At 62.1% G+C, this 19045-nt stretch carries 18 protein-coding genes and 2 pseudogenes; 11 read left to right on the top strand and 9 right to left on the bottom strand.

The features are described from left to right. Positions 1-57: 57 nt before the first annotated feature. On the top strand, positions 58-1602 hold the full coding sequence (norR, locus tag J1G34_RS24630) for a nitric oxide reductase transcriptional regulator NorR (RefSeq protein ID WP_130137997.1): 1545 nt from the start codon (positions 58-60) through the stop codon (positions 1600-1602). Positions 1603-2142: 540 nt separating this feature from the next. Here norR and J1G34_RS24625 read toward each other — a convergent pair. Beyond that, on the bottom strand, positions 2143-3045 hold the full coding sequence (locus J1G34_RS24625; RefSeq protein WP_065892844.1) for a DMT family transporter: 903 nt from the start codon (positions 3043-3045) through the stop codon (positions 2143-2145). A 136-nt stretch (positions 3046-3181) separates the two neighbouring features. Between J1G34_RS24625 and J1G34_RS24620 the strand changes: the two genes are divergently transcribed. Further along, a complete protein-coding gene (locus tag J1G34_RS24620; RefSeq protein WP_222994773.1) occupies positions 3182-4057 on the top strand; it encodes a helix-turn-helix domain-containing protein in 876 nt (291 codons plus the stop codon). On the opposite strand, the gene J1G34_RS24615 is transcribed toward J1G34_RS24620, so the two are convergent. The 7 genes and pseudogenes from J1G34_RS24615 to J1G34_RS24590 all read right to left on the bottom strand — a co-directional run bounded on the left by J1G34_RS24615 (position 4054) and on the right by J1G34_RS24590 (position 13199). Beyond that, complete coding sequence (locus J1G34_RS24615) at positions 4054-6555, bottom strand: LuxR C-terminal-related transcriptional regulator (protein WP_222994772.1); 2502 nt, start codon at positions 6553-6555, stop codon at positions 4054-4056. The genes J1G34_RS24620 and J1G34_RS24615 overlap by 4 nt on opposite strands. A gap of 252 nt (positions 6556-6807) precedes the next feature. After that, a complete protein-coding gene (locus J1G34_RS24610) occupies positions 6808-8166 on the bottom strand; it encodes a DUF1329 domain-containing protein (protein ID WP_222994771.1) in 1359 nt (452 codons plus the stop codon). 27 nt (positions 8167-8193) lie between these two features. Next, positions 8194-9975 carry a DUF1302 domain-containing protein gene (locus J1G34_RS24605; protein ID WP_222994770.1) on the bottom strand — a complete coding sequence of 594 codons (1782 nt, stop codon included), beginning with the start codon at positions 9973-9975 and terminating at the stop codon, positions 8194-8196. A gap of 483 nt (positions 9976-10458) precedes the next feature. Then, entirely contained in the window at positions 10459-11370 is a 912-nt protein-coding gene (locus J1G34_RS24600) for an SDR family oxidoreductase (protein ID WP_065885069.1), read from the bottom strand. A 131-nt stretch (positions 11371-11501) separates the two neighbouring features. Further along, on the bottom strand, positions 11502-12404 hold the full coding sequence (locus J1G34_RS24595) for an alpha/beta fold hydrolase (RefSeq protein WP_065892850.1): 903 nt from the start codon (positions 12402-12404) through the stop codon (positions 11502-11504). Then, positions 12404-12517: pseudogene (locus J1G34_RS27375) on the bottom strand (class II aldolase); the annotation flags it as partial. The pseudogene J1G34_RS27375 and the gene J1G34_RS24595, both read right to left, overlap by 1 nt. A gap of 226 nt (positions 12518-12743) precedes the next feature. Beyond that, complete coding sequence (locus J1G34_RS24590; RefSeq protein WP_065892851.1) at positions 12744-13199, bottom strand: flavodoxin; 456 nt, start codon at positions 13197-13199, stop codon at positions 12744-12746. A gap of 127 nt (positions 13200-13326) precedes the next feature. Here J1G34_RS24590 and J1G34_RS24585 point away from each other — a divergent pair, with 127 nt between their 5' ends. Both J1G34_RS24585 and J1G34_RS24580 read left to right on the top strand, forming a co-directional pair. Beyond that, positions 13327-13794, top strand: a complete 468-nt coding sequence (locus J1G34_RS24585; RefSeq protein ID WP_065898258.1) for a PAS domain-containing protein — start codon at positions 13327-13329, stop codon at positions 13792-13794. A 58-nt stretch (positions 13795-13852) separates the two neighbouring features. After that, positions 13853-14458 carry a hypothetical protein gene (locus J1G34_RS24580; RefSeq protein WP_065885065.1) on the top strand — a complete coding sequence of 202 codons (606 nt, stop codon included), beginning with the start codon at positions 13853-13855 and terminating at the stop codon, positions 14456-14458. A gap of 2 nt (positions 14459-14460) precedes the next feature. Here the strand turns inward: J1G34_RS24580 and J1G34_RS24575 are convergent, their stop codons facing one another. Next, complete coding sequence (locus J1G34_RS24575) at positions 14461-15387, bottom strand: MerR family transcriptional regulator (RefSeq protein WP_065892864.1); 927 nt, start codon at positions 15385-15387, stop codon at positions 14461-14463. A 242-nt stretch (positions 15388-15629) separates the two neighbouring features. Here J1G34_RS24575 and J1G34_RS24570 point away from each other — a divergent pair, with 242 nt between their 5' ends. The 7 genes and pseudogenes from J1G34_RS24570 to J1G34_RS24540 all read left to right on the top strand — a co-directional run. Further along, the gene (locus J1G34_RS24570; protein ID WP_065892853.1) at positions 15630-16187 is read left to right on the top strand and encodes an antibiotic biosynthesis monooxygenase; all 558 of its coding nucleotides are present in this window, start codon (positions 15630-15632) and stop codon (positions 16185-16187) included. 57 nt (positions 16188-16244) lie between these two features. Then, a complete protein-coding gene (gene folM, locus J1G34_RS24565; protein WP_065898259.1) occupies positions 16245-16955 on the top strand; it encodes a dihydromonapterin reductase in 711 nt (236 codons plus the stop codon). A 20-nt stretch (positions 16956-16975) separates the two neighbouring features. Continuing rightward, positions 16976-17536: a GTP cyclohydrolase I FolE gene (gene folE / locus J1G34_RS24560; protein ID WP_057724018.1), complete on the top strand. Its 561-nt coding sequence runs from the start codon at positions 16976-16978 to the stop codon at positions 17534-17536. Positions 17537-17538: 2 nt separating this feature from the next. Then, complete coding sequence (folX, locus tag J1G34_RS24555; protein WP_065892856.1) at positions 17539-17910, top strand: dihydroneopterin triphosphate 2'-epimerase; 372 nt, start codon at positions 17539-17541, stop codon at positions 17908-17910. 16 nt (positions 17911-17926) lie between these two features. After that, positions 17927-18223 (top strand): DUF1244 domain-containing protein, encoded by a 297-nt coding sequence (locus J1G34_RS24550; RefSeq protein ID WP_065892857.1) that lies wholly within the window; start codon positions 17927-17929, stop codon positions 18221-18223. Further along, a complete protein-coding gene (locus J1G34_RS24545) occupies positions 18216-18557 on the top strand; it encodes a HopJ type III effector protein (protein WP_222994769.1) in 342 nt (113 codons plus the stop codon). The genes J1G34_RS24550 and J1G34_RS24545 overlap by 8 nt, the downstream gene beginning before the upstream one ends. A gap of 132 nt (positions 18558-18689) precedes the next feature. Beyond that, a pseudogene (locus J1G34_RS24540) lies at positions 18690-18863 on the top strand (HopJ type III effector protein); the annotation flags it as partial. Positions 18864-19045: the final 182 nt, after the last annotated feature.

Raw genomic sequence — 19045 nt, 5'->3', positions numbered from 1 at the left:
CATGTAGTCAGAATGACCTCTTACGCCTTATAGTCATAAGGACTACAAGGAGTCATTATGACTACCAGACCACTGCTCACCACCCTCTTGCCGCTGGTTGCCGACCTGTCGCGGGAACTGCCCGAAGGCGAGCGTTATCGACGCCTGCTGCAAGCCATGCGCGCCCTGCTGCCATGCGATGCCGCCGCGTTGCTGCGCCTGGATGGCGAGTGGCTGGTGCCGCTGGCCGTGGATGGCTTGAGCGCCGATACCCTGGGCCGACGTTTCAAAGTCAGCGAGCACCCGCGTTTCGAGGTGTTGCTGAGCAGCCCCGGCCCTACCCGCTTCGACAGCGACAGCCCGTTGCCCGACCCTTACGACGGCCTGGTGGACGGCCTGCATGGGCACCTGGAAGTCCACGACTGCATGGGCTGCCCGCTGTTTATCGACGACCGGCCCTGGGGCCTGCTGACCCTGGATGCCCTCGACACAGAGCGCTTTGAACGGGTCGAACTCGACGCCCTGCAAGCCTTTGCCAGCCTTGCTGCCGCCACCGTCAACGTCGCCGAGCGCATTGAACGCCTGGCGTTGCGCGCCGAAGACGAGCACCAGCGTGCCGAGATCTACCGTCAGGCCAGCGGCCAGCAGCACAAGGAAATGATCGGCCAGAGCAAGGCGCACAAGCACCTGGTGGAAGAAATCAAACTGGTGGGCGGCAGTGACCTGACCGTGCTGATCACCGGTGAGACCGGGGTCGGCAAGGAGCTGGTCGCCCAGGCGATCCACGCCGCGTCGGCGCGTGCCGACAAACCCCTGATCAGCCTCAACTGCGCCGCGCTGCCCGAGACCCTGGTGGAGAGCGAGCTGTTCGGCCATGTGCGCGGCGCCTTCACCGGTGCGCTGAATGAACGCCGGGGCAAATTCGAACTGGCCAACGGCGGCACGCTGTTCCTGGATGAAGTGGGCGAGCTGTCGCTGACGGTGCAGGCCAAGCTGCTGCGGGTGCTGCAAAGCGGCCAGTTGCAGCGCCTGGGTTCGGACAAGGAGCATCAGGTGAATGTGCGCCTGATTGCCGCCACCAATCGTGACCTGGCGGAAGAAGTGCGCAATGGCCGCTACCGCGCCGACTTCTACCACCGCCTGAGCGTCTACCCACTGAAAGTGCCTGCGCTGCGTGAACGCGGACGCGACGTCCTGTTGCTGGCCGGGTTCTTTCTGGAGCAGAACCGCTCACGCATGGGCCTGGGCAGCCTGCGCCTGACCAGTGATGCCCAGGCGGCGCTGCTGGCCTACGACTGGCCGGGCAATGTGCGCGAGCTGGAGCACTTGATCGGACGCAGCGCGCTCAAAGCCCTGGGCCACTGCCGCGAGCGGCCGAAGATTCTCAGCCTGAGCGCTTCAGACCTGGACCTGCCGGATGTCAGCGCAGCGACCCTCGACGCACCGCTCGCCAGCGCCCCCGACGTCACTGGCGACCTGCGCCAGGCCACCGAACACTTCCAGCGCCAGGTCATCAGCGCCTGCCTGGAACGCCATCAACACAACTGGGCCGCCGCCGCCCGCGAACTGGGCCTGGACCGTGCCAACCTCGGCCGCATGGCCAGGCGACTGGGCCTGAAATAACCCGAAATGTGGGAGAGGGCTTGCTACACAAAGCTTTAGCGCCCAACCGTAACCACGATGCGAAGCGAGTCGCTCTTGACCTTGATCTTGATCTGCTTTTGATCTCAGGCGCCCCGTTAAACCACGCTGGCCGAACGCAGGCTTGAATCCGTGGGTAACCCGGCAGGACGCCGGGTTAGCCGCACTGGGCCATGGATGGCCCATTGCGGCGGCCCACGGATTCAAGCCTGCGTTCGGGCACACCGAGCATTAGCGAGGTGCCGAGTGGTGGGGCAAGAGCGTTTTGCTTACTTTTGCGCTTTTCAAAAGTGAGCCGCTGTAAAAGCGGAACCATTAGCAGCCGTGACCGCAGAAACGGATATGTACTCGGTCCAATCCAACATCCTGGTCGGCCCAGAGGCCGCCATCGAGGGCAAGCCCTCTCCCACATTTGGACCTCGAGGCGTCAGGTAGATACGCGTTAGCTCCCTCGCCACAGGTGCGGTGTCGCACCAAAATTGTGTAGATACCTATGGCTACGGGGGCTTGCCTCCTCCCACATCAAACCTGTTTCGCATGCAAAATCGGGGTCACCGGCTTGGGTTTGCGAAACACCAGCACATTGCCCAGCATCACCAGCACCAACCCCGCCAGCGCCGGGGCAGTCCACTGATAGCCCTCGGCAAATGCCGATACATTCAGCGCCACCACCGGGAACAACACAGTGCAATAGGCCGCCCGCTCCGGCCCCATGCGCCCCACCAGCGTCAGGTAGGCGGTAAAGCCAATTACCGAACCCGGGATCACCAGGTACCACAGCGCGCCGATATACCGCGCACTCCAGTCCATCTCGAACGGAATACCACGCACTGCGCAATAGGCCGCCAGCATCGCCGCACCATAGGCCATGCCCCAGGCATTGGTGGTCAACGGCTTGAGCCCGGCTTTCTGCTGCAAACTCGAGAGCATATTGCCCGCCGAAAAACACATCGTGCCCAGCAAGGCCAAGCCCAGGCCGAGCAAGGTCTGCGGGCTGGCGGTATGCCCGGCCACCTCCGGCCAGAACAAAAAGCCCAGGCCCAGCAACCCAAGCGCGCCGCCCATTAACACATTGCGTGCAACCCGCTGACCGAAAAACACCCGGGCATTCAGCGCGTTCCACAAGGTCGCCGTGGAAAACACCACCGCCACCAGCCCGCTGGGGATCCACTGGCTGGCGGTGAGAAAACACATGAAGTTGACGCAAAACAGGCACAGGCCCTGCGCCAGGCAAATCAGGTGCCCGCGCCGGTTCATCACCTGCAGACGGCGGCTGAGCAGCAACAGCACGAACAGCACCAGCGCCGCGAGGCCAAAGCGATAAACGATCGACACGGGAATCGCCACCACGCCCAACTGCCATTTGAGCGCGATCCAGGTGGTGCCCCAGATCAGCACCGTGAGTAGATACAGGGAAAGGTTCATAGCGGGCTCCGATAAGTGAGCCACAGTGTCGCTTTTACCGCGTGCGGTTCTCTTGCACATTCTTGCGCTTTTGTAAGACACGGGGCTCACAGCGCCATGACGGCGCGGTAGGATGCAAAACGTCGGAGAACACAGCATGCCAGCACTGGAATCCCTGCAAGTCTTTCAAGCCCTTAACCGCTCGCCCAACGCACGCCTGCAAGCCTGCGCCGAGCTCGGTGACGGTTTGTCCGCAGCATTGTGGAGCAACCACCACGATTCCCAGGATTACCAGGCGCCCAGCCATCACACGTTGTCGTGCTACATCGGCGGCGGCACCGGCACTTTTCGCCGTGACCAGCCGGGCGTCAAGGGCGGTCCGGACAAACTGTGCATCCTGCCGGCCGAGCATCAATCGGCATGGGTGATCAATGGTCAGATTCGCCTGGCCCATGTGTATTTCAGCCCCGAACAATTTGCCCTCGGCTGCGTCACCCTGCTCGACCGCGAACCCCGCGAGCTGCAATTGCGCGAAGGCACCTTCCTCGAAGACGCCCGCCTGTCCGGATGCTTTCACCAGTTGATTGCCCTCAACTGGCACGAGCCCGGCGAGCGCCTGCTGACCAGCAGCCTGGCCCACGAAATGCTCAGTCATACCCTGCTCAGCCAGGTCGGCGCCCGTGACGGCCTGCGGGTAAAAGGTGGGCTGGCCGCGCACCAGCGGCGGCGGCTGGTGGAGTACATTGACCAGCACCTGCAGGACGCCATCAGCCTCGGCCAACTGGCGGGCCTGTGCGCGCTGTCGGAGTACCACTTCGCGCGCATGTTCCGCCAAAGCTTCGGCCTGCCGCCCCACCAGTACCTGCTGGCGCGCCGGCTGGCCCGCGCGAAGAGCCTGCTGCGCGGCAGCGCCCTGGCCGTGGGGGAGATCGCCTTGATGTGCGGTTTCTACAGCGCCAGTCATTTCAACCAGCGCTTTCGCCAAGCCATGGGGGCGGCGCCCGGGGACTATCGCCAGGCATTGCGCGCCTAGCCCATCAAGCCCAGCGTCTTGGCCTTGGCTACCGCCTGAGTGCGCCGCTCCACCCCGAGTTTGCTGTGGATACGCCGCGCATGGGTCTTGACCGTGTGCAGGGAGATATACAGGCGGTCGGCAATTTGCAGATTGGAGTTGCCCAGGGCAATCAACTGCAACACTTCCAGTTCGCGCTGGCTCAGCGGGTTTTGCGTGACGCCGACGGGCGACGCTTGCGGTTCGAGCCCCAACTCACTCAATAAGCCCGGTGCACGTAGACGCAACTCGCGCACCGCCTGCTGCACCTGGCAACGCGCCGCCAATGCCAGGCCGGCTTGCAGCGCCAGTCGCGCCCGGGTCGGCTCTCCCAGGCGCCAGGCCACCTCGCCCAGCACCAACTGCAGCTCGGTTTCCAGGCACAGCATGCCGCGTTGCCGGGTGCTGTCGAGCAAGGCGCCGAGGCGCTCGAGCGGCTGTTCGGCGCAACCCAGCCTGACCTCGGCCAGCACCAGGAGGTACTCAAGACGCGGGATCAATTCCAGTGTGGCCGGCGGCGCCTGCTTGGCGCAGGGTCCATGAAAGTGGCGTAACACGCGGCGCACGGCCTCTACTGTCAATTCCGCGCGCCCCTGCTGCAACCAGAAATGCCCGCTGACCAACAACAGTACCGCGCGGTACACCAGCACGGGAACGTGGCGCTGCTGCATCAGCCGCTCGGCATCGCGCAGCTGGATAAACGCCTGGGCGTAATCACCGCGATTGGCCGCCAGCAGCGCCAGCCCGAGAAACCCGTAGAGCACCCGCTTGTCCTGGCTGTGCAGGCAGATGTTCATACCGTTTTCGAAACACTCACCCGCCAGGGCATCCTGCCCTTGACGCAACGCCAGATGCCCGCGTCGCAGGGCGATACGCCCCATCAGCGGACCCGCCTGCAAGCGCTGCTCGGCCAGCATCGCCTGCACGCTTTCCAGCAGGCTTTGCGCCCGGTAAGGCGCGCCGCGCTGTTCCAGCAGCTGGGCGTGGTCCAGCTCCAGCAAGGCCTCCAACACCAGCGAACCGTGGGCGCGAGCCAGGCACAGCGCTTCGCGATTGAAGGTTTGGGCGACATCCAGCTCACCGCGTAGCAGGGCTTGCTGGGTCAGGCCCGACAGGCACATCAGGCGCGATGTCCAGGCACTCTCGGGCAGGGCTTGCAGCGCCTCCAGAAAATGCGCGCGGGAACCCTCGGCATCGCCGCTCAGGTGCAGCAGCCAGCCGGCCTGCGCCTGCCAGCGCGCCACCAGATGGCGCTGCGCCGTCGCCGTGGGTCGCGGCGCGAATCGAGCCAACTGGTCGATGCACACCGCCGCCTGCTCGAAGCGCCCGGCAAACAGCAGTGCCGCCGTGACCAGCCCGACCAATTGCGCCGAGCCGAGCATCAATTCTTCACCATGCTGCTCATGCAGGCGCAACAGCAGCACGGCATTTTGCCCGCGAAACAAGTCTTCGAAACTGAAGTGCTGCAACAGGCTCACCGCCGCCTCGTATTCCTGCGCCAGCAGCGCCTGCTCGAAGGCGGCCTGCCAGTCCTGCTCGGCACTGAACCACTGGCAGGCGCGCCGGTGCCAGGCGCGCTTGGCCGGCCAGGGCTCTTCGCGCAGCAGGCGCGCCAGGGGGGCAAATATCTGCAGCCCATCGGTGCTGCCTTCCCAGGGCTGGATAAACGCACCGAGCGCTTGCAGCTCGCGCAGGTACTGAGCACCGTCACCAAAGCCGAACAGATGCTCACACAGGCCCGCATTGAAGCGCGGCAGGTTGGCGAGCACCCGCCAGGCTTCGGCCAACTCTGCCGGCAAGCTGTTGAACACTTCGTGTTGCAGATAATCGAGCAAGGTTTTATCGGCATGGCCGTCATTGAGTAACGCGATGCGCGCGCCGGCACACCAGCCTGCACTGAATTGCATGACACTCTCGACAGTCTGCCCAGGCCCGAGCAATGCCTGGATTTCCGTAGCATTGAAGGCCAGTTCAGCGCTGCCGCACTCCAGCAATTCGTCATCAAGCAACAGCCGTGGCCAATTGCACGATGGTCGGCGTCGCGCGCCCAGCCACCAGGTCAGCGCCGGGCTGCTGGCGGCGAGCAACCGGTCCAGCAAGGCGTCCAGCTCGGGCGCCGGCAGGCGGCAGAAATCATCCAGGCACACCCACGCCGTGGGTTGCCAGCGCCCCAGATCCAGCAATAACGTGGTTTCATCGGTGTAGGGCAACCCAAGGCTGTGGGCCAGGCGCCGGGAAAAATCATCAGGGCACGCCACGCCACCATTGAGTGCCAACCAGTACACCTGGCAGCCGGGCGGCGCCTGCAGTGCACATTCGGCGAGCATCGCACTCTTGCCACTGCCAGCCGGCGCACACAACAACTTCACACGCGCCGGCGCCGCGAGCAACGCTGCGGCCAGGCGCGGGCGCAGCACATGGTGGGCGGACAGCCGAGGCATGAATCCAGGACGGTCCAGGCAGCGTGTCAGGGCGGTCATTGCTGCATCCTGCTTTTTTATTGTGATGCAACCCTAGTCCTGTGGTGGGCGGTTGTTGAAGAAGTATTCAGCGGGGTGATTAAGGACCATGCACAAAACCCGATGTGTAGGGGGTTTGATCGTTCCCACGCTCCGCGTGGGAATGCCGCCTGGGACGCTCCGCGTCCCGCCGACAACTCAACGCGTACAGGTGACGCAGAGCGTCACGGGATGCATTACCACGCGGAGCGTGGGAACGATCACAGTTGAGGACTAACGCACGCCTTCGGACCTGAGCGCCGCCGGGGTGTAATCCGCCGCCTTGGCCGCGAAGCCGAACACGAAGCTGCTCTTCTCCTCGTTCTTCATGCCCAGTGCGAGGTAGCGCCCGGCAATCAGGTCGTAGAGGGTTTCCACGGTGTAGGCCGGCACCTGGTGGTCGTAATAGAACTGCGCATGGCCTTCGGCGACGCGCCACAGTTGGCCGCGACCGTCGTAGTGGTCCACCAGGGCGACCTGCCAGCTGTCTTCGTCGATGTACATGTGGCGCTTGGCGTAGATGTGCCGCTCGCTCGGCTTGACGGTGCCGATCACTTCCCAGACGCGATGCAGCTCATAGCGGGTCAGGTCCTGGTTGATATGCCCGGCCTTGATGATGTCGTCGTACTTGAGGGTGGGCGAGTCGAGCTTGTAGCTGTTGTAAGGGATGTACAGCTCCTTCTTGCCCACCAGTTTCCAGTCATAGCGGTCGGGCGCGCCGGAGAACATGTCGAAGTTATCCGTGGTGCGCAGGCCGTCGGAGGCGGTGCCCGGCCCGTCATACGACACCTGCGGCGCGCGCCGCACACGGCGCTGGCCGGCGTTGTAGATCCAGGCCAGGCGCGGCTCCTTCACCTGGTCGAGGGTTTCGTGCACCAGCAGCACATTGCCGGCCAGCCGCGCCGGCGCGGTGACCGATTGCTTGAAATAACTCAGCACGTTGGCCGCCTTGGCCGGGTCGATATCGGGGATGGCCTGGGGCACCGCGACTTCTTCTTCGAAGCGGATCGGCGTGTAGCTGCCGTTGGTCTGGGGCGTGGCCTGGGTGATGATGCGGCGCAGGTTGCCGCCGTGGTAGCGGGTGATGTGGTTCCACAACACCTCTACGCCATTTTTCGGGATCGGGAACGCGTAGTAACGGTTACCGGTGAAATTTTCCAGACCGTTGCCGTCGTTGATCGCCTTGACGTTGAGGGCGCTGCGCTTGATCGACTCGTAGACATCGGCCGGCAGGTTGACCGTACGGTGGCTCGGGTACACCGGGATCTTGTAGGTCTCGGGGTAGCGCTTGAACATCGCCACCTGGCCGTCTGAAAGCTTGTCCTTGTACTTGTCGACGGTGGCGGCGGTGATCACGAACAGCGGCTTTTCAGCGGCGAACGGGTCGGCGAGAAAGCCCTTGCTGTCCACCGCGCCGGCGTTTTTCGGGATGCCGCCGGTCCAGGCCGGGATCGAGCCATCGGCGTTGCCGGCTTTTTCGGCGCCGACCGGGGTAAGTGTGGTGCCAAGCTTGGCGGCTTCTTGCGGCGATACCGCTGCCATCACGTGGGCGGCCAATAGACTCAGGGCCAGCACTGCAATTGTCTTACGCATAAGTTCTTGTCCTTCTTTTAAGCCAAATCAGAAGTTCACGCCGAAGCTGAGGGCGAGGAAGTCGCGGTCGGTCAGGGTGTTGTAGTCGCCGCCAAAGAAGTTGGTGTAGCTGAGGCTGGCGGTGTAGGTGCTGCGGTAGTCCGCGTCCACGCCGACGCTGATGGCCTTGGCGCCTTTGTTGAAAATCCCGTTGGGGCCGTAGCCGGCGACGTCATGGGACCAGGACAGGTTGGGCTTGAGGTTCACCCCGGCAATCGCGTTGTTGTAGTCAAGGATTGCCCGTGCGCGGTAGCCCCAGGAGGTGGAGGTGACGAAACCGTCGGTGTCACCCTGGAACCCATAGGCGCCGTACACCGAGTCGCGGCCATAACGCAGTCTGGTTTTATCTTCCAGGCCGGCGACATGCACCACGGCCGCTTCGCCCACCAGGGTCAGGCGTTCGGCGCCCAGCACCTGGTCGAAGAACTGGGTCATGGTGCTTTGGATCTGGGTGATTTCCTTGCGGCGGTAGCCTTTGTTGTCGGCGCCAAACGAACTGCGGATGGGTGACGCGGCATTGCCGGCAATCGGGTTGACCAGCGCCAGGGTCAGGTCGGTGGTGTTGAGTTGTACGGGCGCATTGGGTCGATAGCTGATTTCGCCGGTCCACGCCGTGCCGGTGGGCAAGGTGGTGGAGAAGCTGGCGCCGAACAAACGGATATCTTCCGGGTAATCCAGGTAGTACCGGCCACGGCCGAGCATGGTGCTCTGGGCCAGCGCCCCGCCCAAGCCCGGCGGGGCGGCGGCACCAATGGCGCCGATGGTCGCAAGGTTGGTATTGGCGGTAATCGTGCCCACGGTCGGGGTGCGGCTGTGGTAGTTCATGAAGTACAGGCCGTATTCGGTGTCGTCACCCAGCCAGCGCAAGGCCGCGCCGAACTGGCCGGAGTCGCGCGCATCCCGGTCTGCGGCGCGCTGCACCACCACGCCTTCGCGGGTCACCACAAAACCTTGGCCGCGTGCCGCCGCGATGGGTTGCAGCGGTGCAATCCCGGGGCTGCCCACCGTGTAGTTACCGGTGCAGCCATCCGCCGCGACGTCGCCGCCGAAGAAAGTGCCGCAGTTGTCCAGCACAGTCTGGTCCCATTCCAGTTGGTAGAAACCTTCCACGGTCAGCTGATTGGTCAGGCTCTGGGAGGCAAACAGCATGTTCACCGGGATCAAGCCTTCCTTGATCTCGGCGCCTGGACGACGGAACGCCGACACGTCGATCGGGTTGATGCTGTTGATGGAGTTGCCGATGAAGGTACTTTCGCCCCAACTGACCACCTGCTTGCCGGCGCGCACGGTGCCGGGCAGGTCGCCCAGGGAGTAGTTGTGGTAGACGAACGCATCGAGGATCTGCGCACCGCTGGATTTGGCGCCTTCCTTGCGGTTGTGGTCGCTGATCGGCTTGAACTCGCGGTCCTCGTCCTTGAGCTCGAAGTCATACCAGTACTTGCCGCGCACGAACACACCGGTGTCGCCGTATTTGAGTTCAAGGTCGTGCAGGCCCTTGAAGATTTTGGAGAAGGTTTCGCCCTTCTTGAAGTTCAGACGCCCGTCATCCCCGGTGGACGCCTGGCCCGTGCCGCCATTGACGGTGCCGACCAGGCTTCGGTCGGCATCGCGCATGCCCCAGCTCGCACCGACCGACAGCGAGGAATCGAATTGCCCTTCGATCTCGCCAATGTTGAACGAAACAGCCTGTGCCTGGGCACAGCAGCCCACGGCAACCGCAGCGGCCAGCGCCTGTGGCGTGAAGATGGCGCGCATTGTTGTTTTTGTCATGCGTCTTCCCCGGTGAGTGACAGAAGGCCCCACCCTACTGCCGCCCATGAAGAGCGATAAGCGCACCAAGGAGGTATTCGTGTTGTCGCTCGAAAGGATGACGAGCCGCGCCGGCAGGGGTTTCGGCGCGGGTCATGGATTGGATGGATGGGGGCTTATCAGAGGAATCGATGGCGAGCGCTTAATTGTTGCCGTTTTGGTAACAGTCCTTGTCCTGAACTGCTATTACTCATTCTGTTACAACCGATTATTCTTAGCTCGCTTTTAGGGCAAACGGCCCGCTCCCGAGCTGGGGAGAAAAGCTTGAATCCAACGGATTGTCACGCTTTTCAATCTGTTACCCGTGTTCACTGACGTTGATTTATCGCTCCTTGATCCAACGTCTTACTTCGGCCGCTGCCTGTGCAGCGGCCTTTTTTATGCCTGGAATAAAAACGGGGCGCTGTCGGCGCCCCGTGGGATTCACTGATTTTATGGCAACGATCAGAGGCTGAACTTCTGCAAGTTGGCCATCATCTCTTTCAACGCCTCGATATTGTCGCTGGGGTGCGCGGCGCCTTCGAAGTCGCAGATTTGCTGCCAGTGTGCCGCCACGTCATCCGGCGAAAAGCCCGCTTCGGGATCGAAACCCACGCCCAGGCTGCGCTCCCAACGGGTCTTGCCGATCCAGCCGCCGCCGACCTCGAACAGGCCCGAGGTTTCCTGGCAGGCTTCGCTGCCCAGGTACACCACCAACGGGCTGACCAGTTCCGGCTTGAGACGCTCGAACACCTGCGGCGGGATCAGCCCTTCGGTCATGCGCGTGCCGCCGGTGGGGGCAATCGCGTTGACCAGGATGTTGTGCTTGCGCCCTTCCAGCGCCAGGGTTCGGGTCAAGCCATACAGGCCGAGCTTGGCCATGCCGTAGTTGGACTGGCCGAAGTTGCCGTAGATGCCCGAGGTGGACGCGGTGAAGATCACCCGGCCATAACCCTGCTCGCGCAGATGCGGCCAGGCGGCGCGCGTGACTTTGTAGGCGCCTTCGACATGCACCCGGTAAACCAGGTCCCAATCGCTGTCGTCCATTTTGTGGAAGGTCTTGTCACGCAGGATGCCGGCGTTGTTCACCACCACATCGATACGGCCGAACGCGTCCAACGCGTTCTGCACGATTTTGTCGCCGTCGGTGACGGAATCATGGTTGGCTTGGGCAGTGCCGCCAGCTTCGCGGATTTCAGCCACCACGCGGTCGGCGGCCGAGGCATTGGCGCCTTCGCCCTGGGTCGAACCACCGAGATCATTGACCAGCACCTTGGCCCCGTGGCGGGCGAACAGCAGCGCATGGGCCCGGCCCAATCCGCCGCCGGCACCGGTGACGATCACGACCTTATCCTGCAACTGCACTGACTGATTCATACCCAACTCCTCTGGCGACAATGGCAATGGCCAGAGTGTCGGGCACAGCGCCTTTGGTCACAATAAATACGGCCGGCGCTGAATGGTGCTCGATAAGGCAGCGGGATGATGCCTTGGGGCAGGTGCCAGGCTCAGGAACAAGCCGCACGCACCGACTGCTGGCCAATATGCTCACGGAACGCCTGGTAATGCCTGAGCACCTGGACCGGCGCCTCGATCTGCGGGTAATGGCCGATGCCGGCCAGCAATACCGTATCGGCATGCGGCACCAGTTGGTGGTAGCGCTCCACCATGTGCGCGCCGGAAATGGGATCGACCTCACCGTCGATGACGCGCAACGGCACGTCGTCGCGTTGCATCGCTGCCACCCAGCGATCGCGCAGGCGACGGCGCTGAGGGATATAGCCGATCAGCTTGTGCAGGATGCGCGCGCCATCATTGCGTTCAATCAGGCTCCAGAAATCATCCAGGGCGCTTTCGCTTGGCCGCGTCCGTGGGCCAAAGATCTGGTTGAAACTGTTGGCCAGGCCGCCTCTTCCCGAGGCTCGGCCAATCATCCAGCCCAAGGGGCTGAGCAACAATTTCTGCACCAAGGTTGCACGGTGGGTTTCAGGGAACAGCCCACCGTTGAGAAACACACAACTGGCCATCTGGAACCGGCCTTCATAATGCCGGGCCAGCAGTTCCTGGGCCACGCTGTCGCCATAGTCATGGGCCAACACGTGCACCGGTTTCGTCACCCCCAGGTGCTCAAGCAGCGCCTGTTGCAGGTCCGCTTGCTCCAGCAGGCAATAACCATGATCCAGCGGTTTGGCCGAGTCACCAAAGCCGAGCATGTCGCAGGCAATCACCAGATTGCGCTGGGCCAGGGGCTGCCACAGGTAATGCCAATCCCAACTGGCCGTGGGAAAGCCATGAAGCAGCAGCAGCGGTTCGCCCTGCCCGGCCACCCAATAACGAATGGACTGGCCGCGAAAGACGAAGTCCTGGCCGCGCTTGCGCCAGACGCTGAGCGGAATTTCTGCAAGTGGCATCAGCTTTTATACCCGAGGTCCTGGTGATCCAATCTGCGCAGCAGCGCCGGCCAGGCCAGCGCTGCGCTCATACCTTGGGCACTTTTTGTGACAGCTGCCACCATCGCCTTTGACGATGAAACCGGGGCTAGACTCACGATGTTGACCTCCTTGGCGCACTTATTATTATTTTTTAAGTGATGGGCCAGTCTAGTCAGACGCCCTGGCTTGCGGAGTTGCCTTCGCAGCCAGCTTGATGACTGAGCGAGTCAGCCAAGAGAATAGTACAAATCGGTGTCAGAGAAGCGTCGTCAATAAACACACGCCGACCAGTGCGCCCCCAGACGACGCGCCCGTTTGCTATGGCTGCAGGGCAGTCACAAACTCGGCCAGCCACGGCTCGGCGTCGCTCTCCGGGGTCACACTTTCGCTGGCATCCAGGCGCAGCATCGGCAGCACTTCGCGTACGCCCAACTCGCCGAACAATTCGCGCAGTTGCTCGCCGCCGCCGCAGAAGGTGTCGCCGTAGCTGGCGTCGCCCAGGCCAATGACTGCACCGGGCAGGCCGCGCCAGGCAGCAGGCAGTTGGTCGCGAATACTCGAATACAGCGGCTGCAGGTTGTCGGGTAATTCGCCCATGCCGGTGGTCGATGTGACCGCCAGGAACGCCTCGGGGGCGAAAGCCTGCACCTGCGCCAGCGTGGCGCGCGGATCGTGCCAGGCTTCAAAACCCGCTGCGTTGAGGATGTCCCGGGCGTGGCGGGCGACTTCTTCTGCCGTACCGTAGACCGAGCCGGAAAGGATGGCGACTTTCATCAATCTGATCCTGTCATTGAACGAAAGCGTAGGATATTAGCAGCTGCACCAGGGTTTCAGTGCCTGCCGTGCAACATTCAGAATTTGCCATAAACTTGCACCATCGGAACACGCCATGGAACGCTCAATGATTAACCCCAAGTTGCTGCAGATGGTTGTCAACGCGTCCAACGACGGCATCGTCGTTGCCGAACGCGAGGGCGACGAGAAGCCGCTGATCTACGTCAACCCCGCGTTCGAACGTCTGACCGGCTATACCCTGGACGAGATTCTCTATCAGGACTGCCGTTTCCTGCAGTCGGGCGATCGCGACCAGCCGGCCCTGATGGCGATCCGCGAGGCGCTCGACAGTGGCGGCGCCTGCCGCGAGATCGTGCGCAACTACCGCAAGGACGGCACGCACTTCTGGAACGAACTCTCGGTATCCACGGTGTACAACGCGGCCGACCAGCAGACGTATTTCGTCGGTGTGCAAAAAGACGTCACTACACAGGTCAAGGCACAGCAACGCGTGGCTCAGCTGGAAACCCAGGTAGCCGAGCTCAAAGCCGAGCTGGCGGCGCTCAAGTCAACGAGCGGCGTTAACAAGCTGTAAAAAGTGCGTTCTTTAGAGCGATAATGGCTTTTTAATGCCCAACCGTTGAGCTATATCAATGCGCCGCGATGCTCTATTGACTCAGGACGAGCTGGATTTTATCCAGAACATGCAGCACAACCCGCAGCTCAACCTGCGGGACGCAGGGTCGAGCCTGACGGTCAATGGCGGTGCACAGATTCGCGATCTGCTGACCCGGCTGGCCGCTCATGATCAAGTCACCCTCCAGGCGCAGTTCGACAATCAGCAACTGACCTTCCCTCTGCATCTGGTAGAGGATGAATTTCATGCAGTGCATCTTCGGTTGGGCGTGCCGAGTATTTTTGAAGACGGGCCGATGGTTCGCCCATGGCGCCTGGCCCTTGAAGAGCCGGTGGCCCTGGAGAACAGCAAGGGCTACGCCAGCGCCCTGTGGGTGCATGAAGTGTCATTCAAAGGTGTGCTGGTAGAAGGACGTGGCCGAGCCAGACCGCCGAAAACCTTCTCGTTGTGGTTCAGCCCGTCCGGTTACGAACGCATTGCGCTGCGCGGTACGCTGGAGCGGGAAACCGCCCGGGGATTGTTCGCCTACCGCCTGAATCAGAGTGACGCGGATGAAATCGAGCGCCTGCGCCAGTTCATCCTGCACCAGCATCGTCTGGTGCATCCGCAGGTACATGCCTGAGATCAGGTATCCGGGCCGCCACTGAGAAACTGCTGCAGACGCTGCTGCATCTGGCGCCCTTCGCTGCCCAGGCCACCGATGGAAGTACCGGTCAGATCGGCCTGCAACAGGTCCGATGCAGCACCTGCCAGAAACAGCGGGCAGTTGAGGGTCAATGCCAGCCGGTTCAAGCGCGCTTCCAGGTCCTGCTTGTGTGAGTGGTTGGAGAAAATGACCATCGCCTGGGGGCGGATCTTTTCACAGACCAGGGTCAACTCCTCGACCGGCTGACCCAGGCCCAGCACCTTCACGGTCAAATCCTCCCCGCTCATCAGCAGCGCCGCCACCAAAAGCTCCAGTTTTCGGCACTCACCCGGCATGGCGCTGAGTAACACGCGGGGCGCCGCCGATGCGCTGGCTATCTGTAGGCGCAGGAGCGTCTGCACGCGCAGGAACGCGTCGAAAAACAGCCACTCGCTGGCCTGGCCGAAACCGCCCTGACGGCGCAGCAAGTCGTTCCACAGCGGCATCAGGATGTCCTGGAACGCGACGTTCAAGGGATAGGTCGAGAAAATCTGGCCGTACACGCTTTCCAACTGGCGATCATCGAAAGCACTGATGGCTTGCAGCAGCCGAGCCCGCCACTGCGGCCATTCGCTGTCTGCAGCCGCGTCGCGCTCGGCACGCAGCGCGTCGGCCTGTTGAGCGTCACGGGCCAGAAGTTTGCCTACCTTGCTCACCGCGACGCCACGCTCAGTCCACTCGATAATACGATTGACCGTCTCGATATCGACCCTGGAGTAGAGGCGGTGCCCGCTTTCGGTGCGCACGGGACGGATCAGCCCGTAGCGCCGCTCCCACGCTCGCAGAGTGACCGGATTGACGCCTGTCAATCTTGCCACTTCCCGAATGGGGAACAGGTGCTCCGAATCAATCGGTTCCAGCTGCAAAGTGTTATCAATCGGTGCAGTAATCACGTTATTTCTGACAAAAGCCACCAGGAATGGAACCTCATTTAACGCATTTAAACCTGTCTTTTTCAAGGGCGCTGGACTTCGGACCAATGTCACTGGCGTATTTTCTCAAAACAGGAATAATCCTTGCGTGTTTTTTCAGCGCAGTGGCAATACCCGCCGCTGCGCTCGTGCGCCGCCTACCCGGTCAAGCGCACCCGTTTATCTGGAGATACACAATGTCTACCTCCCCCGTCACCTTGATGGTTGCGCGCCGTGTGGCCAAAGGTCGCTACGAAGAACTGATGGCCTGGCTGCGCGAAGGCGAGCAATTGGCCACCGACTTTCCCGGGTACCTGGGCTCCGGAGTGCTCGCACCGCCACCCCATGATGATGAATTCCAGATCATCTTCCGCTTCGCCGATGAAAAGACCCTGCATGCCTGGGAGTTTTCCGCGTCGCGCAGTGCCTGGCTGAGCCGTGGCAGCGAGCTGTTCGCCAACCCGTCCGAACATCGCGTGAGCGGCATCGATGGCTGGTTCGGTGCCGTGGGCGCGCGCCCGCCGCGCTGGAAACAGGCGGTGGCGATCTGGCTGGCGTTTTTTCCGGTGTCGCTGTTGTTCAACTTCGGCCTGGGCCCCTTGCTCGGCGAGCTGGACCTGTTCAGCCGGGTGCTGGTCAGCACCTTGGCGCTCACACCGCTGATGGTTTACTTCTTTATCCCGTTATCGACTCATCTGCTGGCGCACTGGCTGCATCCGACGCCGCCCCGCAAGACCGGCGAAGCCGCCGCCTGAGTACAGGGGAGACGGGTCGCTGGTATAGTTCGCATCTGCCAGCGACGCGAGCCTCCCATGACTGCAACAAACGCCCCGATCCTGATCACCGGTGCCGGCCAGCGTGTCGGCCTGTATTGCGCCGAGCGCCTGCTGGACGAAGGGCACCCGGTGATGTTCAGCTACCGCAGCGAACGTCCAGGTGTGCAGCAACTGCGCGAACGCGGCGCGGTCGGGCTGTTTGCGGACTTTTCCAGCGAAGCGGGAATCCTGGCGTTCATCGCTGAGCTGAAGACACACACCGATGCGCTGCGCGCGATCATCCACAATGCCTCGGCCTGGGTCGCAGAGACCCCGGGCGACGAAAGCCGCGCCTTTATCGACATGTTCAGCGTGCACATGCTTGCGCCGTACCTGATCAACCTGCATTGTTCACCTCTGCTGCAACGCTCGACACCCGCCGACATCATCCATATCAGCGACGATGTGGTGCGCAAGGGCAGCCGTCAGCACATCGCCTATTGCGCCACCAAGGCCGGGCTCGACAGCCTCACGCTGTCGTTTGCCGCGCAGTTCGCGCCGTTGATCAAGGTCAACGGCATCGCGCCGGCCATGGTGATGTTCAATGAAGGCGACGACGCGGCCTATCGCGACAGGGTCCTGGCCAAGTCGGCACTGGGCATCGAGCCCGGGCCGCAAGTGATCTACCAGAGTGTGCGTTACCTGCTGGACAACCCCTATGTCACCGGGACCACCCTGACCGTCAACGGCGGGCGGCACATCAAGTAAGCCGTTTGTGAGGATGTTGTATGACTTTGTCCCTGCCCCACCATTACCGCGAGATCCTCAAGGGCCTGGGTGAAGACCCCGAGCGCGAAGGCCTGCTCGATACGCCCAAGCGCGCCGCCAAGGCGATGCAGTATCTGTGTCATGGCTATGAGCAGAACCTGCAGGAAATCGTCAACGGCGCCTTGTTCGCCTCTGACAATGACGAGATGGTGATCCTCAAGGACATCGAGTTGTACTCGCTGTGCGAGCATCACCTGCTGCCCTTTATCGGCAAGGCCCACGTGGCCTATATTCCGACCGGCAAGGTGCTGGGCCTGTCGAAGCTGGCGCGCATCGTCGACATGTTCGCCCGGCGCCTGCAGATCCAGGAAAACCTCACCCGGCAGATCGCCGATGCCATCCAGGACGTGACCCAGGCCGCCGGCGTGGCGGTGGTGATCGAGGCCAGGCACATGTGCATGATGATGCGCGGCGTGGAAAAACAGAATTCAACCATGAACACCTCAGTGATGCTCGGCGCCTTCCGCGAGTCGAACACCACGCGCATGGAGTTCCTGCAACTGATTGGACGGAGCAAGTAGCAATGCCACAACTTCAACCAGGCATGGCGCGCATCCGGGTCAAGGACCTGCGCCTGCGCACCTTTATCGGTATCAACGAGGACGAAATCCTCAACAAGCAGGATGTGCTGATCAACCTCACCATCCTGTATGCCGCCCAGGAAGCCGTGCGCGATAATGACATCGACCATGCCTTGAACTACCGCACCATCACCAAGGCGATCATCGCCCACGTCGAAGGCAACCGTTTTGCCCTGCTCGAGCGCCTGACCCAGGAGCTGCTGGACCTGGTGATGAGTAACCCATCGGTGCTGTACGCCGAAGTCGAAGTGGACAAGCCCCATGCGCTGCGCTTTGCCGAGTCGGTTTCGATCACTCTGGCGGCCAGCCGCTGATACTCAAGTGAGCCCTATGAACGACCAACAACGCCTCGAACTCGAAGCCGCCGCCTTCCGTCGGCTGGTAGCCCACCTGGACAGCCGCAAGGATGTACAGAACATCGACCTGATGAACCTGGCCGGCTTCTGCCGCAACTGCCTGTCCAAGTGGTACAAGGCCGAGGCCGATGAGCGCCGGATCGAGCTGAGCCTCGATGACGCCCGTGAAGTGGTGTACGGCATGCCGTACGCGCAGTGGAAAGCCCAATACCAGCAAGAAGCCAGCGCCGACCAACAGGCGGCGTTCGCCAAAGGAAAACCCCATGACTGACCTGAACACCCTGCGCGCCAGCCTCAACAGCGGCGTACACGCTTTTGCCGACACCCTGGCCTTTGTTGCCGCAAATTACGACTACCAGCCGCAAGCCTTCACCAACGGCGAGGTGGAAAATGCCGCCGGCCAGAACGAAGGTTCGTGCAAGACCCTGGGGTTGACGTTGCTGGAGGGGTTGAGCGATCAGGAAGCGCTGCTGGCGTTTGGCGAGCATTACCGTTCGGTGGTCGCGACGCCTGAAGGCACTGACCACGGAAATATCCGCGCATTGATCGCCCATGGTCTGGCCGGTGTGAAATTCAGCGCACAGCCGCTGACCCGCAAATCCTGAGTCAGACGCTGCAAAACAAATGTGGGAGGGGGCTTGCCCCCGATGGCAGTGTGTCAGTCAGTACATCTGATACTGAACCACCGCAATCGGGGGCAAGCCCCCTCCCACATTTGTTTTGCAGCGTCGCTTAGTTCGCGCAAGAACCTGGGGTTGGCGTTGCTGGAAGCGCTGCTGGCGTTTGGCGAGCATTACCGTTCGGTGGTCGCGACGCCTGAAGGCACTGACCACGGGAACATCCGCGCATTGATCGCCCATGGTCTGGCCGGTGTGAAATTCAGCGCACAGCCGCTGACCCGCAAATCCTGAGTCATACGCGGAACAAAATGTGGGAGGGGGCTTGCCCCCGATGGCAGTGTGTCAGTCAAAGATCCTCTAACTGAGGTGGTCAACTTTTTCCGGACACCTCAATCGGTGTTTTCAGGCTGTTTGCCGCTCGTACTGATTGGGCGGCAAATAGTCTAACGATGAATGCATTCGTCGTTCATTGT

Origin of the sequence: Pseudomonas sp. Wu6 (assembly GCF_019891515.1) — a bacterium.
Lineage (GTDB): Bacteria > Pseudomonadota > Gammaproteobacteria > Pseudomonadales > Pseudomonadaceae > Aquipseudomonas > Aquipseudomonas orientalis_A.
This window is presented reverse-complemented; position numbering and strand designations above follow the sequence as displayed.

Coding starts and splice junctions, on each gene's coding strand:
- J1G34_RS24600 (WP_065885069.1), bottom strand. CDS start 11,370: ATGAATCAGTCAGTGCAGTTGCAGGATAAGGTCGTGATCGTCACCGGT.
- folX (WP_065892856.1), top strand. CDS start 17,539: ATGCCACAACTTCAACCAGGCATGGCGCGCATCCGGGTCAAGGACCTG.
- J1G34_RS24550 (WP_065892857.1), top strand. CDS start 17,927: ATGAACGACCAACAACGCCTCGAACTCGAAGCCGCCGCCTTCCGTCGG.
- J1G34_RS24625 (WP_065892844.1), bottom strand. CDS start 3,045: ATGAACCTTTCCCTGTATCTACTCACGGTGCTGATCTGGGGCACCACC.
- norR (WP_130137997.1), top strand. CDS start 58: ATGACTACCAGACCACTGCTCACCACCCTCTTGCCGCTGGTTGCCGAC.
- J1G34_RS24620 (WP_222994773.1), top strand. CDS start 3,182: ATGCCAGCACTGGAATCCCTGCAAGTCTTTCAAGCCCTTAACCGCTCG.
- J1G34_RS24570 (WP_065892853.1), top strand. CDS start 15,630: ATGTCTACCTCCCCCGTCACCTTGATGGTTGCGCGCCGTGTGGCCAAA.
- folM (WP_065898259.1), top strand. CDS start 16,245: ATGACTGCAACAAACGCCCCGATCCTGATCACCGGTGCCGGCCAGCGT.
- J1G34_RS24590 (WP_065892851.1), bottom strand. CDS start 13,199: ATGAAAGTCGCCATCCTTTCCGGCTCGGTCTACGGTACGGCAGAAGAA.
- J1G34_RS24605 (WP_222994770.1), bottom strand. CDS start 9,975: ATGACAAAAACAACAATGCGCGCCATCTTCACGCCACAGGCGCTGGCC.
- J1G34_RS24580 (WP_065885065.1), top strand. CDS start 13,853: ATGCGCCGCGATGCTCTATTGACTCAGGACGAGCTGGATTTTATCCAG.
- J1G34_RS24615 (WP_222994772.1), bottom strand. CDS start 6,555: ATGACCGCCCTGACACGCTGCCTGGACCGTCCTGGATTCATGCCTCGG.
- J1G34_RS24610 (WP_222994771.1), bottom strand. CDS start 8,166: ATGCGTAAGACAATTGCAGTGCTGGCCCTGAGTCTATTGGCCGCCCAC.
- J1G34_RS24545 (WP_222994769.1), top strand. CDS start 18,216: ATGACTGACCTGAACACCCTGCGCGCCAGCCTCAACAGCGGCGTACAC.
- J1G34_RS24595 (WP_065892850.1), bottom strand. CDS start 12,404: ATGCCACTTGCAGAAATTCCGCTCAGCGTCTGGCGCAAGCGCGGCCAG.
- J1G34_RS24585 (WP_065898258.1), top strand. CDS start 13,327: ATGATTAACCCCAAGTTGCTGCAGATGGTTGTCAACGCGTCCAACGAC.
- folE (WP_057724018.1), top strand. CDS start 16,976: ATGACTTTGTCCCTGCCCCACCATTACCGCGAGATCCTCAAGGGCCTG.